Source organism: Streptomyces sp. NBC_01275 (genome assembly GCF_026340655.1).
In the GTDB taxonomy this organism is placed as follows: Bacteria; Actinomycetota; Actinomycetes; order Streptomycetales; family Streptomycetaceae; genus Streptomyces.
Genome location: NZ_JAPEOZ010000001.1, coordinates 2,154,142 through 2,167,627 on the forward strand (window position 1 = coordinate 2,154,142; position 13,486 = coordinate 2,167,627).

12 protein-coding genes are annotated in these 13,486 nt (G+C 70.9%); 9 read left to right on the forward strand and 3 right to left on the reverse strand.

Annotated elements, in window-relative coordinates:
• Positions 1-302 precede the first annotated feature (302 nt).
• Together OG562_RS09235 and OG562_RS09240 are read left to right on the forward strand one after the other, a co-directional pair.
• Positions 303-1,277 (forward strand): hypothetical protein, encoded by a 975-nt coding sequence (locus tag OG562_RS09235; protein ID WP_266395766.1) that lies wholly within the window; start codon positions 303-305, stop codon positions 1,275-1,277.
• A gap of 336 nt (positions 1,278-1,613) precedes the next feature.
• A complete protein-coding gene (locus tag OG562_RS09240) occupies positions 1,614-2,525 on the forward strand; it encodes a carbohydrate kinase (RefSeq protein WP_266395767.1) in 912 nt (303 codons plus the stop codon).
• A gap of 41 nt (positions 2,526-2,566) precedes the next feature.
• Here the strand turns inward: OG562_RS09240 and OG562_RS09245 are convergent, their stop codons facing one another.
• On the reverse strand, positions 2,567-3,421 hold the full coding sequence (locus OG562_RS09245) for a helix-turn-helix domain-containing protein (RefSeq protein WP_266395768.1): 855 nt from the start codon (positions 3,419-3,421) through the stop codon (positions 2,567-2,569).
• Positions 3,422-3,534: 113 nt separating this feature from the next.
• Between OG562_RS09245 and OG562_RS09250 the strand changes: the two genes are divergently transcribed.
• Positions 3,535-4,107, forward strand: coding sequence for a YceI family protein (locus OG562_RS09250; protein ID WP_266395769.1), 573 nt, complete (start codon positions 3,535-3,537; stop codon positions 4,105-4,107).
• A gap of 87 nt (positions 4,108-4,194) precedes the next feature.
• Here OG562_RS09250 and uvrA read toward each other — a convergent pair whose 3' ends face one another.
• A complete protein-coding gene (gene uvrA / locus OG562_RS09255; protein WP_266395770.1) occupies positions 4,195-7,242 on the reverse strand; it encodes an excinuclease ABC subunit UvrA in 3,048 nt (1,015 codons plus the stop codon).
• Between the two features lie 223 nt (positions 7,243-7,465).
• On the opposite strand from uvrA, the gene OG562_RS09260 reads away from it, so the two are divergent.
• The 5 genes from OG562_RS09260 (at position 7,466) to OG562_RS09280 (ending at position 11,731) form a co-directional block, all read left to right on the forward strand.
• Complete coding sequence (locus OG562_RS09260) at positions 7,466-8,152, forward strand: maleylpyruvate isomerase family mycothiol-dependent enzyme (protein ID WP_266395772.1); 687 nt, start codon at positions 7,466-7,468, stop codon at positions 8,150-8,152.
• Between the two features lie 9 nt (positions 8,153-8,161).
• On the forward strand, positions 8,162-8,818 hold the full coding sequence (locus OG562_RS09265) for an MBL fold metallo-hydrolase (protein WP_266395774.1): 657 nt from the start codon (positions 8,162-8,164) through the stop codon (positions 8,816-8,818).
• Positions 8,819-9,138: 320 nt separating this feature from the next.
• On the forward strand, positions 9,139-10,023 hold the full coding sequence (locus OG562_RS09270) for an ABC transporter substrate-binding protein (protein WP_266395775.1): 885 nt from the start codon (positions 9,139-9,141) through the stop codon (positions 10,021-10,023).
• A complete protein-coding gene (locus OG562_RS09275; protein WP_266395777.1) occupies positions 10,020-10,982 on the forward strand; it encodes an amino acid ABC transporter permease in 963 nt (320 codons plus the stop codon). Before OG562_RS09270 ends, OG562_RS09275 begins: the two co-directional genes overlap by 4 nt.
• On the forward strand, positions 10,979-11,731 hold the full coding sequence (locus OG562_RS09280) for an amino acid ABC transporter ATP-binding protein (RefSeq protein ID WP_323187497.1): 753 nt from the start codon (positions 10,979-10,981) through the stop codon (positions 11,729-11,731). The genes OG562_RS09275 and OG562_RS09280 overlap by 4 nt, the downstream gene beginning before the upstream one ends.
• A gap of 61 nt (positions 11,732-11,792) precedes the next feature.
• Here the strand turns inward: OG562_RS09280 and aroQ are convergent, their stop codons facing one another.
• Entirely contained in the window at positions 11,793-12,266 is a 474-nt protein-coding gene (gene aroQ, locus OG562_RS09285; protein WP_266395779.1) for a type II 3-dehydroquinate dehydratase, read from the reverse strand.
• A 98-nt stretch (positions 12,267-12,364) separates the two neighbouring features.
• Here aroQ and OG562_RS09290 point away from each other — a divergent pair, with 98 nt between their 5' ends.
• Positions 12,365-13,411 carry a S66 peptidase family protein gene (locus OG562_RS09290; protein WP_266395780.1) on the forward strand — a complete coding sequence of 349 codons (1,047 nt, stop codon included), beginning with the start codon at positions 12,365-12,367 and terminating at the stop codon, positions 13,409-13,411.
• The last annotated feature ends 75 nt before the right edge of the window (positions 13,412-13,486 follow it).

Consider the following 13,486-nt stretch of genomic DNA (forward strand, 5'->3'; position numbering starts at 1 on the left):
CACACCCTACTGGCGCGCAGTGACAGTCAGGCGGGCCTGTGGACAACACCGGACGGCGGGGCCGAGGCGGCAGCGGCCGGATCCGCGCCGCCCGGGCGAGGCCCGGACACCTGCCAGACGCACGTGTCACTCGGGCATCAGGTGTTGTCGGGGCTTGGTCAACACGCTTCAATGCGGGGGAACTCGGGGCCCTGAAGGACGCCCTACGGATGTGAAGGAGCCCCTGCGTCACCGGGGACGCCCCGACCGCCCACGCGAACGGTCCGACCAGCCGTCGCGAGCATTCACAGAGAGGCCCCTGCATGCCGCACGCCACACAGCACGCGGACGTCGCCGACGACGTCGTCGCCGCGGAACTGGACACGGTCCTGCGGGGCGGCCCGTTCCATGTCGCGCTGCGTGCCGCGATCGCCGCCCGGGGACTGCCCTTGCAGCGAGTCCAGCACCACCTGTCACGCCACGGGGTGAAGGTCGGCGTCACGAGCCTGAGTTACTGGCAGCAGGGCGCCCGGCGCCCGCAGCGCCCCGAGTCGCTGCGGGCCGTCCGCGCGCTGGAGGAGATCCTGCATCTGCCGGAGGAGTCCCTGATCCGGCTGCTCGCGAACGCCGACGACAGCGACGGCCCCGCCGGTATCGGCCAGGGACGGCCCGCGGGCCGTTCGTACCGCTCCCTCCTGGCGGCCTCCGACATCCTCGAACAGCTGCTCGCCGAACTGGAGTGTCCTCCCGACGACGGGCTGCACACCCTGGGTCACCACGAGCGGGTGTGCATCGGGGCGCGCCGGGAACTCCTGGGGCGCGAGTCGCAGCACATCGTGCGCGCCCACCGCGACGGCGTCGACCGCTTCGTGGCCGTCCACCACGGCGACCCCGGGTGCGCGCCGGAGCGGATGACCCTCCAGGCCCTGGAGAACTGCCGCGCGGGCCGCATCCGCCGCCACCACGACACCGGCGTCCTGGTGGCCGAGCTCCTCTTCGACACCCGGCTGCGGGCCGGCGACACGTTCCTGTTCCGGTACGCCGTCGAGGACGGCACCGCCGAGGCGTCCCGCGAGTACGTCCGCGGCTTCGGCGCGGCGGGCGGCCAGTACGCCCTGCAGATCCGCTTCGACGAGAACGCGCTGCCCGTGCGCTGCCACCGGTTCACCCAGCACTCCCCGGCGGCCCCGCGCGGCGGCCGCCAGGAGTTGCCGCTCAGCGACCGCCACCGCTCGGTCCACCTCGTCGAGCCACGGGTCCGGTCGGGCATGGTGGGCATCGGATGGGACTGGGAGTGACAGAGAGCGGCAGGGAGTGACGGCGGGCGGAGGGGCAGGGCGGGGCGAGCGGACCGGACGGACCGGACGGACCGGACGGACACGCAAACGGTCCGTTCAAAGGCGATGGCTGCCCGTTTGAGGGCGAGAGCCGACCGAAACAGCCCGCACAGCCGGAACGACGTGAGCCGGCCCCCGACTCCCAGCAGAGTAGGCAGCGAGGCAGAGTAGGCGGATCCATCAGCACGGCCTGATCAGCCCCGGTCAGACCTGATCAGACCCGCCTGAACCATCCGCACCACCTGCACTGCCCGAACTGTTCGAGCTGTTCGAGCTGTCCGAGAGAGGAACCGACTCGTGATCGTCGTCGCCGGTGAGGCCCTGATCGACCTGGTACCGCAGGGCGCAGGCGCCCTCGCCGCTCTCCGGCCGGCGCTCGGCGGCGGGCCCTACAACACGGCCGTCGCCCTCAGTCGCCTCGGCACCGCCACGGCCTTCTGCTCCCGCACCTCATATGACGCCTTCGGCGAGGCGCTGCTGGACAGACTGCGGGAATCGGGCGTGGACGTCTCCGCGGTGCAGCGCGGCCCGGAGCCGACCACCCTCGCGGTCGCCACCCTCGACGCCCAGGGCTCGGCCGCCTACTCCTTCTACGTCGACGGCACCGCCGACCGGCTGTTCGCCGCCCCCTCCGCGCTGCCCCCGAAGACGCGCGCGGTGTCCTTCGGCACCTGCTCGCTGGTCCTGGAGCCCGGTGCGAGCGCGTACGAGGAGCTGCTGCGGACCGCGGCGGCGCAGGGCCTGTTCACCGCGCTCGACCCGAACATCCGGCCCGGGCTGATCCCCGACGCCGAGGCCTACCGGGCCCGTTTCAAGAGCTGGCTGCCCTCGGTGACCCTGCTCAAGCTCTCCGAGGAGGACGCCCGGTGGCTGGGCGGCACCCCGCACGAGTGGCTGTCCGCCGGTCCCTCGGCCGTCGTGATCACGCAGGGCGGCGACGGACTGACGGCCTTCACCCGGGACGGCGCCGTGCATCCGGTGCCGGGCGAGAAGGTCGACGTCGTGGACACGATCGGCGCCGGGGACACCGTGAACGCGGCCCTGCTGCACGGCCTCGCGGTGCGGGACGCCCTGTCGCCGACGGCGCTCGCGAGCCTGGACGCCGACGGCTGGCGGCAACTCCTGCGGTACGCGGCGCGCGCCGCGGCGATCACCTGCTCCCGGGCGGGCGCGGAACCGCCGTACGGCTATGAACTCGGCGTCTTCTAGCGGCTGTTGAGGCACCAGGGGGCGCGTGGGGGATGCCCCGGTCAGCCGCTCACCGCGCGCAGTGCCCCCGGTGTGCGCCCGTTGAGGTGGTCCAGCGCCAGGGCGGTGGCCTCGTCGGCGGGGAGGTGGACCAGGAGGCGCTGCCCCTCCTCCGGAAGGGACAGCGTCTCGTACGACAGGCGCAGCCGGCCCGCCTCCGGATGGTCGACGGTGTCGGTGCCCCACCGGGCCGGCAAGGTCGGCGGCGCGGCCAGCCGCTCGGTGAACGGCGCGCCCGCGGTGACCGTCAGCTCGTCGGCCAGCGCGGCGATGTTCGGGTCGTGCAGGGAGGCCTCGTGTCTCAGGTGGGCGATCTGCTCGTCGGCTAGGCGGTCCCAGCCGGGGTACACGGACCGGGCCCGCTCGTCGGTGAACAGATACCTGATGACATTGGGCGTACGGCCGTCGAGCAGGCCGAGCGGGCGGGCGAGCCGCTCATAGCCCGTCGTGTACGCCACGATGTCGCCGACCCAGTTGAGTAGAACCGCCGGGGTCGGCTCCAGGCGGTCGAGCAGGGCTCGCACGGTGGGACGCACCGTCCGGGCCGGCGGGGCGGCCGAGGTGCACAGCACCCTGTCGACGCCGCCCTCCTTGGCGAGGCGGCGCAGCAGGATCCGGTCGGGCACGCGCAGGCGCAGCGCGTCGCCGAGGGCGCCGAGCACCTGGGGCGAGGGGTTGCGGTCACGGCCCTGTTCCAGACGGGTGAGGTACTCGACGCTGACGCCGGCGAGCGTGGCCAGCTCGGCGCGGCGCAGTCCGGGGGTGCGACGCCGGGGGGCCGTGGGCAGCCCCACTTCAGCCGGGGTGACGGCTTCGCGGCGCGTGCGCAGGAAGGCGCCCAGCTCGTTGTCCCTCATGCGTCGAACGTACAACGGGCGGGGTGCCCGGAGGGTGGCCCTCTCACTACCACCCTTGGCGCGGTCTCCCTCCCGTCCGCCGGTGCGCGGAGGGTGGGGACATGACTCGGGACATGACTCAGGACAACGCATCGCACACGCTGACCGTCACCGCCCTGCCGCTGTCTTCCGGCGACTGGGAGTTCGACCCGCTGCACTCGGCGGTCAACTTCGCCGTCCGCCACCTCGGGATCGCCAAGGTGCGCGGCCGTTTCACGGAGGTGAAGGCCGAGCTGTACGTCGGCGGGACGGCCGACGACGTGCGGGTGAGCGCCGAGATCGCCCTGGCCTCCATCGACACGGGCAACGCCGACCGGGACGCGCACACCCGCGCGGCCGACCTGCTGGACGTGGAGAAGCGACCGACGATGGCCTTCCGCTCGACGCGCGTCTTCGGGGCGGGCGAGGACTGGACGATGGAAGGGGACCTGACCATCGGGGACGTGACCCGTCCGGTGGCGCTCGCCGTCGACTTCGGCGGGGTGGTGGACTCCCCTGTGGATCAGAGGAAGCGCGCCGGTTTCGAGGCGACGGGTGAGATCCGGCGCAGCGACTTCGGGCTGGACTTCGGCGCCGGTTTCCTGGGTGATGTTGTCAAGGTTCAGCTGGACATGCAGTTCGTCGAACCGCAGGGCCAGGGCGGCTGAGAGGACAACGGACGGCGCCCCGCGGGGAGTTCCCACGGGGCGCCGAACTTTCGTATCTTTCGTCAGGCCTTGCGGCCGATGTCCTCGTCAGGCCTTGCGGGCCCGCGTCGTCTTCTTCGCGGGCGTCGCCTTGGTCGCCGCTGCGGCGGCCTTCTTGACGGCCGTGTCGTTGACGGACGTCCTGGCGGTCGCCGACTTGGCGGTCGCCGTCTTCCGCGCCGTCGACCTGGCCGCGACCGTCTTCTTCGCCGCCGCCTTGCGCGGGGCCTTCACCTGCGCCGCGTCGCTGATCCGGTCGGCCGCGAGGACCTCCCGCAGGAACTTGCCGGTGTGGCTGGCGGGCACCCCGGCGACCTGCTCCGGCGTGCCCTCGGCGATGACGAGGCCGCCGCCCGCGCCGCCCTCGGGGCCCATGTCGACGACCCAGTCGGCGGTCTTGATCACGTCGAGGTTGTGCTCGATGACGATGACCGTGTTGCCCTTGTCGACCAGCCCGGAGAGGACCGTCAGCAGCTTGCTGATGTCCTCGAAGTGCAGACCGGTGGTCGGCTCGTCCAGGACGTAGACCGTGCGTCCGGTGGAGCGGCGCTGCAGCTCGCTGGCGAGCTTCACGCGCTGGGCCTCACCGCCGGACAGGGTGGTCGCGGACTGGCCGAGCCGGACATAGCCGAGGCCGACGTCCTTCAGCGTGTTCAGGTGACGGGCGATCGCGGGGACGGCCTCGAAGAACTCGGTCGCCTCCTCGATCGGCATGTTCAGCACGTCGGCGATGGACTTGCCCTTGTAGTGGACCTCCAGGGTCTCCCGGTTGTAGCGGGCGCCGTGGCAGACCTCGCACGGGACGTAGACGTCCGGGAGGAAGTTCATCTCGATCTTGATGGTGCCGTCGCCCGCGCAGTTCTCGCAGCGGCCGCCCTTGACGTTGAAGGAGAAGCGGCCGGGCAGATAGCCGCGGACCTTCGCCTCGGTGGTCTCGGCGAACAGCTTGCGGACGTGGTCGAAGACACCGGTGTACGTGGCCGGGTTGGAGCGCGGGGTGCGGCCGATGGGCGACTGGTCGACGTGCACGACCTTGTCGACGAGGTCGTCGCCGTCCACGCGCGTGTGCCGCCCCGGGACGTTCCTCGCGCCGTTCAGCTCGCGGGCCAGGTGGGTGTACAGGATGTCGTTGACCAGCGTGGACTTGCCTGATCCGGAGACTCCGGTGACCGCGGTGAACACGCCCAGCGGGAAGGACACGTCGATGTCCTGCAGGTTGTTCTCGCGGGCGCCGTGCACCGTGAGCTGCCGGGAGGGGTCGAGCGGGCGCCGGATGTCGGGCACCGGGATGACCTTCTTGCCGGACAGGTACTGCCCGGTCTGCGACTCGGGGTTGGCGAGCAGGTCCTTGAGAGAGCCGCTGTGCACGACCTTGCCGCCGTGTTCGCCGGCGCCGGGGCCGATGTCGACGATCCAGTCGGCGATCTTGATGGTGTCCTCGTCGTGCTCGACGACGATGAGCGTGTTGCCCATGTCCCGCAGCCGGACCAGGGTCTCGATCAGCCGGTGGTTGTCGCGCTGGTGCAGGCCGATGGACGGCTCGTCGAGGACGTACAGGACGCCGACGAGTCCGGAGCCGATCTGGGTGGCGAGGCGGATGCGCTGGGCCTCGCCGCCGGAGAGCGTGCCGGCTGCGCGGTTGAGCGAGAGGTAGTCCAGACCGACGTCGACCAGGAACTTGAGTCGTTCGTTGACCTCCTTCAGCACCCGCTCGGCGATCTTCTTGTCGCGGGCGTTGAGCTTGAGCCGGCCCAGGAAGTCCGCGCAGTCGCTGATGGACATGCCGGAGACCTCGGCGATGGACTTCTCCATGACCGTGACCGCGAGGACGAGCGGCTTCAGGCGGGTGCCCTCACAGGTGGGGCAGGGCACCTCGCGCATGTAGCCCTCGAAGCGCTCGCGGCTGGCGTCGCTCTCGGCCTCGCCGTGCCGCCGCTTGACGAACGGGACGGCGCCCTCGAAGGGCGTCGTGTAGACCCGCTCGCGGCCGTACCGGTTGCGGTAGCGGACCTCGATCTGCGTCTTGTGGCCGTAGAGCAGGGCCTTCCGGGCGCGCTGCGGCAGGCCCGCGAAGGGGATGTCCGTGCGGAAGCCGAGCGCGTCCGCGAGGGCCCCGATCAGGCGGCCGAAGTAGTCCTTGGTGTGGCCGTGCGACCAGGGGTGGATGGCGCCCTCGTCGAGGGACTTGTCCTCGTCCGGGACGATCAGCTCGGCGTCGACCTCCATGCGGGTGCCGATGCCGGAGCACTCGGGGCAGGCGCCGAAGGGCGAGTTGAAGGAGAAGGAGCGGGGCTCCAGCTCCTCGAAGGAAAGGTCGTCGTACGGGCAGTACAGGTGCTCCGAGTACATGCGCTCGCGCTCGGGGTCGTCCTCGGGGAGGTCGACGAAGTCGAGCACGACCATGCCGCCGGCGAGGCCGAGGGCGGTCTCCACCGAGTCGGTGAGCCGACGCTTGGCGGACTCCTTCACCGTGAGGCGGTCGATGACCACCTCGATGGTGTGCTTCTCCTGCTTCTTCAGGGTGGGCGGGTTGGAGAGCTGGATCGTCTCGCCGTCGACCCGCGCGCGGGAGTAGCCCTTGGTCTGGAGGTCCGCGAAGAGGTCGACGAACTCCCCCTTGCGCTCGCGCACCAGCGGCGACAGCACCTGGAAGCGGCTGCCCTCCGGCAGCTCCAGGACCTTGTCGACGATGGCCTGCGGGGACTGGCGCGAGATCGGGCGGCGGCACTCGGGGCAGTGCGGCTTTCCGATGCGCGCGAAGAGCAGGCGCAGGTAGTCGTAGACCTCGGTGATGGTGCCGACCGTGGAGCGCGGGTTGCGCGAGGTCGACTTCTGGTCGATCGAGACGGCCGGGGAGAGGCCCTCGATGAAGTCGACGTCCGGCTTGTCCATCTGGCCGAGGAACTGGCGGGCGTACGAGGAGAGCGACTCCACGTAGCGGCGCTGGCCCTCGGCGAAGATGGTGTCGAAGGCCAGCGAGGACTTGCCCGACCCCGACAGGCCCGTGAAGACGATGAGCGAGTCGCGCGGCAGGTCGAGCGAGACATTCTTGAGGTTGTGCTCGCGCGCGCCACGGACGATGAGACGGTCGGCCACGCCGGTCCGCACCTTTCTTGAGAGTGGTGACAGGGGCGGGGCCCCCGTCTTCCTCAGACTAGGGGGAGCCACTGACAACGCCGGTCGGGATTCACCGGTTCACAACAATCCCCGGCCTTCCAGCATGCCCGACGCCGCCATCGACCATATAGCACGCACATTCGATTTATGGCCTCGATCGACCACCTTCACCCGAAGGGGTGGCGGGTCTAGGGTCAGCACCATGACTGATCATGCTCGTGACCTGGTGTCCGTACATGGCGCGACCGAACGACTGCTCACCGCGGTCGCCGGACTGGACAACGCGTCGGTGGCCGAGCCGTCACTCCTGCCCGGCTGGAGCCGCGGTCACGTCCTCGCACACCTCGCCCGTAACGCGGACGCCCTGGTGAACGTCCTGCAGGGCCGTCCCATGTACGTCGACGCCACCGCGCGGGACGCCGACATCGAGCGGGACGCCCCGCGTCCGCTGGACGTCCAGCTCACGGACGTACGACAGAGCGCGGCCCGGTTCCAGGAGACGGGCGCCGCGCCCGCGGACTGGTCGCGCACGGTGGAGCTGCGCAACGGGGTCGTCGACTCGGCGGCCCGGGTGCCCTTCCGGCGGTGGGTGGAGGTCGAGCTGCACCATGTGGACCTCGGCATCGGCTACGGGCTGGAGGATCTGCCGGCGGAGTTCACCGAACGGGAGATCGACTTCCTCGCGGAGCGGTTCGCCGGGCGCCCCGACGTGCCGCCGACGCGTCTGACGGACGGCACGCGCGTGTGGCAGACGGGCCGCAAGGCCGACGGGCCCGAGGCGACCGTCACCGGGCCGGGCGCCGACCTCCTGGGCTGGCTGGCGGGTCGCCGTGACGGATCCGGTCTGACGGTCGACGGCGGTCCCCTCCCGGCCCTTCCGCCGCTATAGGCTGCCGTCATGACGTACAGCGGAGAGGTGACGGTCGGCGGCCCGGCGGACGTGCACGAGCTCAAGGACCTGATGATCACCAAGATCGCGGTCGGCCCGATGAACAACAACGCCTATCTGCTGCGCTGCCGTGCCACGGACGAGCAGTTGCTGATCGACGCGGCCAACGACGCCGAGGCGCTGCTCGGCACGATCGGCGACGACGGCATCGCGTCCGTCGTCACCACCCATCGGCACGGCGACCACTGGCAGGCGCTCGCCGAGGTGGTGGCGGCCACACGCGCGCGTACGTACGCCGGCCGGCACGACGCCGAGGGCATCCCCGTGCCGACCGACGTCCTGGTCGACGACGGCGACGTCATCCGCGTGGGGAACGTGACGCTCACCGCCCGCCACCTGGTCGGGCACACGCCGGGCTCCATCGCGCTCGTCTACGACGACCCGCACGGGCATCCCCATGTCTTCACGGGCGACTGCCTCTTCCCCGGCGGCGTGGGCAACACCCGCAAGGACCCTGAGGCCTTCGCCAGCCTGATCCACGACGTCGAGACGAAGATCTTCGACGTGCTGCCGGACGAGACCTGGGTCTATCCCGGGCACGGAGACGACACCACGCTGGGCGCGCAGCGGCCGCACCTTCCGGAGTGGCACGCACGCGGGTGGTGAGTTCTCCGCAGATCTGAGGGGCGCGTTCCGCATGCGCGGGGCGCGCTTTTCCGTGCACGCGCCCCGTGTGAATGGTGTGCACGCACCGATGCCCCGCGCGCACTCCCGGCGCACGTGGCCCCGCGGTCAACTGGTGGCAGCCCCGCGCGGGATCACGGCTCCGGCGCGGAATGGGCCGCCGGCCTTCGATCCCCGCCCTCGGCCGGCGGCCCAGGCGTACTTCTCGGGCCTGTTCACAAGAACGCAACACCCGTTCCCATTATGCGGACAAGTAATGGCGTGACCTGGACAAACAGGGATTTCGCTGCCACTCTCCCGCCATGCACCTTGCGCCTCGTGTCCTGCGCCGCGTCGTCTCCGGCGCCACCGTAGCCCTCCTCGCGACCGCCGTCGGCTGTGCTCCGCAGCCGGAGGACAACGCGGCCTCCACGCCATCCGGTTCGACCGCGAGCACCTGTGCCAAGGGCAAACTGGCCACCAAGACCTCCGGCAAGCTGACCATCGCCACCGACGAGCCCGCGTACGAGCCGTGGTTCAAGGACGACAAGCCGGCCAACGGCGAGGGCTTCGAGTCGGCGGTGGCGTACGCCGTCGCGCAGCAGCTCGGTTACGACAAGAGCGCCGTGGTCTGGCAGAGCGTGCCGTTCAACAAGGCGTTCGCGCCGGGTGAGAAGACCTTCGACTTCGACGTCAACCAGGTGTCGATCAGCGCCGAGCGCAAGAAGGCCGTCGACTTCTCGTCCGGCTACTACGACGTGCGTCAGGCCGTCATCGCGCTGAAGGACTCGAAGGCCGCCAAGGCGACGAGCATCGCCGACCTCAAGGGTCTCAAGCTGGGCGCCCAGGTCGGCACGACCAGCCTCGACTACATCGACGACGTGGTGAAGCCCACGCAGCAGGCCGCCGTCTACGCCAAGAACGACCAGGCCAAGTCCGCGCTGAAGAACGGCCAGGTCGACGCCATCGTCGTCGACCTGCCGACCGCCTTCTACATCACCGCCGCCGAGGTGACGGACGCGAAGATCGTCGGCCAGTTCGAGAACCAGGCCGGTACGCCGGAGCAGTTCGGGCTCGTGCTCGACAAGGGCAGCGCGCTCACCTCGTGCGTGACGGACGCCGTGGACGCCCTCCGCAAGGACGGCACCCTGGCGAAGATCGAGCAGCAGTGGCTCTCCGACGCCGTCGACGCCCCGGTGCTCAAGTGACGTTCACCAAGGAGGGGTCCGGCCAGGAAGGCGCGGACGACCGGGCGGACGACAAGGCGGACGACGAGGGTGGCATGTCCGGGTCCGGGGGCCGCGAGGCCGCTCCCGGCGACGGCTACGCGCCCTCGCGGCGGCGGCTGGAGCGCGAGCGCTACAAGCGCACCCGTGCCCGCCGCGCCACCGCGATCGCCGCGCTGTCGACCCTGGTCACCGGCGTCGTCCTCTACCTGACAGTCGTCGGTGCGCCCGGCTGGCCGCGCACCAGGGAGACGTTCTTCAACGGGCAGTACGCGCGCGAGGCGTTCCCCAAGGTCCTGGAAGGGCTGTGGCTGAACGTCCGGCTGCTGCTGATCTGCGGCGTCGCCGTGCTGGTCCTGGGCATGCTCATCGCCATCGCCCGGACGCTGCGCGGCCCGGTGTTCTTCCCGCTGCGGTTCCTGGCCGCCGCGTACACGGACTTCTTCCGCGGGCTGCCGCTGATCATCAACCTGATGATCGTGGTCCTGGGCGTCCCGGCGCTGCGCCTGCAGGGCGTGACCGTCGACCCGGTGCTCCTGGGCGGTACGGCGCTGACGCTGACGTACTCGGCATACGTCGCCGAGGTGTTCCGCGCCGGCATCGAGTCCGTGCACCCCTCGCAGCGTGCTGCGGCCCGCTCGCTGGGCCTGTCCAACCGGCAGGCGCTGCGTCACGTGGTGCTCCCCCAGGCCGTGCGCCGCCAGGTGCCGCCCCTGTTGAACGATCTGGTGTCGCTTCAGAAGGACACCGGTCTCGTCTCGATCGGCGGCGCGATCGACGCCGTACGGGCCGCGGACATCATCGTGGGCCGCAGCCTCAACTACACGCCGTACATCGTGGCGGGGCTCGTCTTCGTGGCGCTGACCATCCCGATGACCCGCTTCACGGACTGGGTGACGGCCCGGATGGACCGTCAGCGGGCCCAAGGAGGAACGACATGAGCGACGGCCCGGTGCTGCGGATGGAGTCCGTCCGCAAGACCTTCGGCGGCTCCGTCGTCCTGCGGGACGTCGATCTGGAGGTCGCCCCGCACACGGTGACCGCGCTGATCGGCGCGTCGGGCTCCGGCAAGTCCACGCTGCTGCGCTGCGCCAACCTGCTGGAGGACATCGACGACGGCGCGATCTGGCTGGACGGCGAGGAGATCACCGACCCGCGTGCCGACCAGGACGCGGTACGGCGCCGGATCGGCGTGGTCTTCCAGGCGTACAACCTGTTCCCGCACATGACGGTGCTGGAGAACATCACGCTCGCCCCGCGCCGTGTGCACGGCGTCGCCCGTGCGGAGGCCGAGGAACGCGCCAGGGAGCTCCTGGAGCGGCTCGGGCTCGGCGGCAGGGCGGGCGAGTACCCCGACCGGCTCAGCGGCGGTCAGCAGCAGCGGGTCGCCATCGTGCGCGCCCTTGCCGTACGCCCCCGGCTGCTGCTGCTCGACGAGATCACCGCGGCCCTCGATCCGGAGCTGGTGGGCGAGGTCCTGAACGTCGTGCGCGACCTGAAGGGCGACGGCATGACCATGGTGCTCGCCACGCACGAGATGGGCTTCGCCCGCGAGGTCGCCGACCAGGTTTGTTTTCTGGACGGAGGCGTCGTGCTGGAGCGCGGCACCGCCGAGCAGATCTTCGGCGACCCGCAGCAGGAGCGCACGCAGCGCTTCCTGCGGCGGATCGTGGAGGCGGGCCGCCTTTGAGAGGACCGGCAACGGATCCTGTGGAGGCTTCGGTAAGGGGCGTAAGCCTGGAGGTCGGTGCTTACGTGGCGGCCTTGCCCGCCCCCGCCAGTGCGGCGACCCGTTCCACGCCGAACAGGTATCCCTGCACTCCGCAGCCCGCGATGACGCCGTCGGCGCGCAGCGAGACGTACGAGTGGTGCCGGAACGACTCGCGCTGGTGGATGTTGGAGATGTGGACCTCCAGGACGGGCAGGCCGTCGCAGGTGTTGAGCGCGTCCAGAATCGCGACCGACGTGTGCGAGTAGGCGCCCGGGTTGATCACGATGCCGCAGTGGTTCAGCCGCGCCTCGTGGATCCAGTCGACCAGTTCGCCCTCGTGGTTGGACTGCCGGAAGTCGACCGTGCCGCCGTGCGCGGCCGCCGCCTTCACGCACATCGCCTCGACGTCGGCGAGCGTGTCGGACCCGTAGATCTCCGGCTGACGCTGGCCCAGGAGGTTCAGGTTGGGGCCGTTCAGGATCATGATCGGGGCGTTGGCCAGGGTGCGGGGCACGGTTCCTCCGGTCCGTTCGGGGGCGGCCCGTCGGGGACCGCCGCTCGGACCGGTTTATCACGGTGAAACCGCAGGGCAGCAGCCCGTACCCTCCCGGCATGACCACGCCCGCCTATCCGCCCAAGCCCTCGCCCGGCGACCGCATAGCCGTCGTCTCCCCGTCCTCCGGCCTGCCCGCGCTCTTCCCGCGCCCCTACGAACTGGGCCTGCGTCGGCTGCGCGAGGAGTACGGCCTGGAACCGGTCGAGTACCCGACGACCCGCAGAATGGGCGCGACGCCGCAGGAGCGTGCGGACGACCTCCACGCCGCGTTCGCCGACCCGGACGTCAAGGCGGTCATCGCGACGATCGGCGGCGACGACCAGATCACCGTGCTGCCGCTGCTGGACCGGGAGTTGCTGCGCGCCAACCCCAAGCCGTTCTTCGGAACGAGCGACAACAGCAACCTGCTCGCGTTCCTGTACAACACCGGGATCGTCGGCTATCACGGCGCGAGCGTCATGTGCGAGCTCGGACGGCCCGTGGCCATGGCCCAGTCGACCGCCGACTCGCTGCGGGCCGCGCTCTTCACCTCGGGCGCGTACGAACTGCGGCCCGCCGGGCACTGGAACGACGTCGACCGCGACTGGGCCGACCCGGCGACCTTCGAGGCGGCCCCGGATACCCGGCCCGCCACCGGTTGGAGCTGGCTCAACGCCGACCGCGTGGTGGAGGGCCGCAGTTGGGGCGGCAACCTGGAGATCCTCTCGTGGCTGCTGATGGCCGACCGCGAGATCGCACACGATCTGTCCGTGTACGACGGCGGCGTGCTGTTCCTGGAGACCTCGGAGGAGCTGCCCGGCGCCACGGAGGTCTTCCGGATCCTGCGCAGCATGGGCGAACGCGGTCTGCTGCGGCGCTTCCCGGCACTGCTGATGGCCCGCGCCAAGACCTGGTCCTTCGAGCACCCCAACAGCCCGGAGCAGGGCGCTCGGTACGCCGCCGAGCAGCGCGAGGCGGTGCAGCGCGCGCTACAGGCCTACGCCCCCGACACGCTGGCCGTCTTCGACGTGGACTTCGGCCACACGGACCCCCCATACGTCGTCCCGTACGGGGGCACGGTCCGCGTCGACGGTCCCGCGCGGCGTATCACCGTGACCTACTGAGGCCCGGCGAAGCCCGCTGAGGCCCCTTGCGGCGGGCCGCGCTCCCGCGCGCCCCCGTAACTCACGGTCACCGTG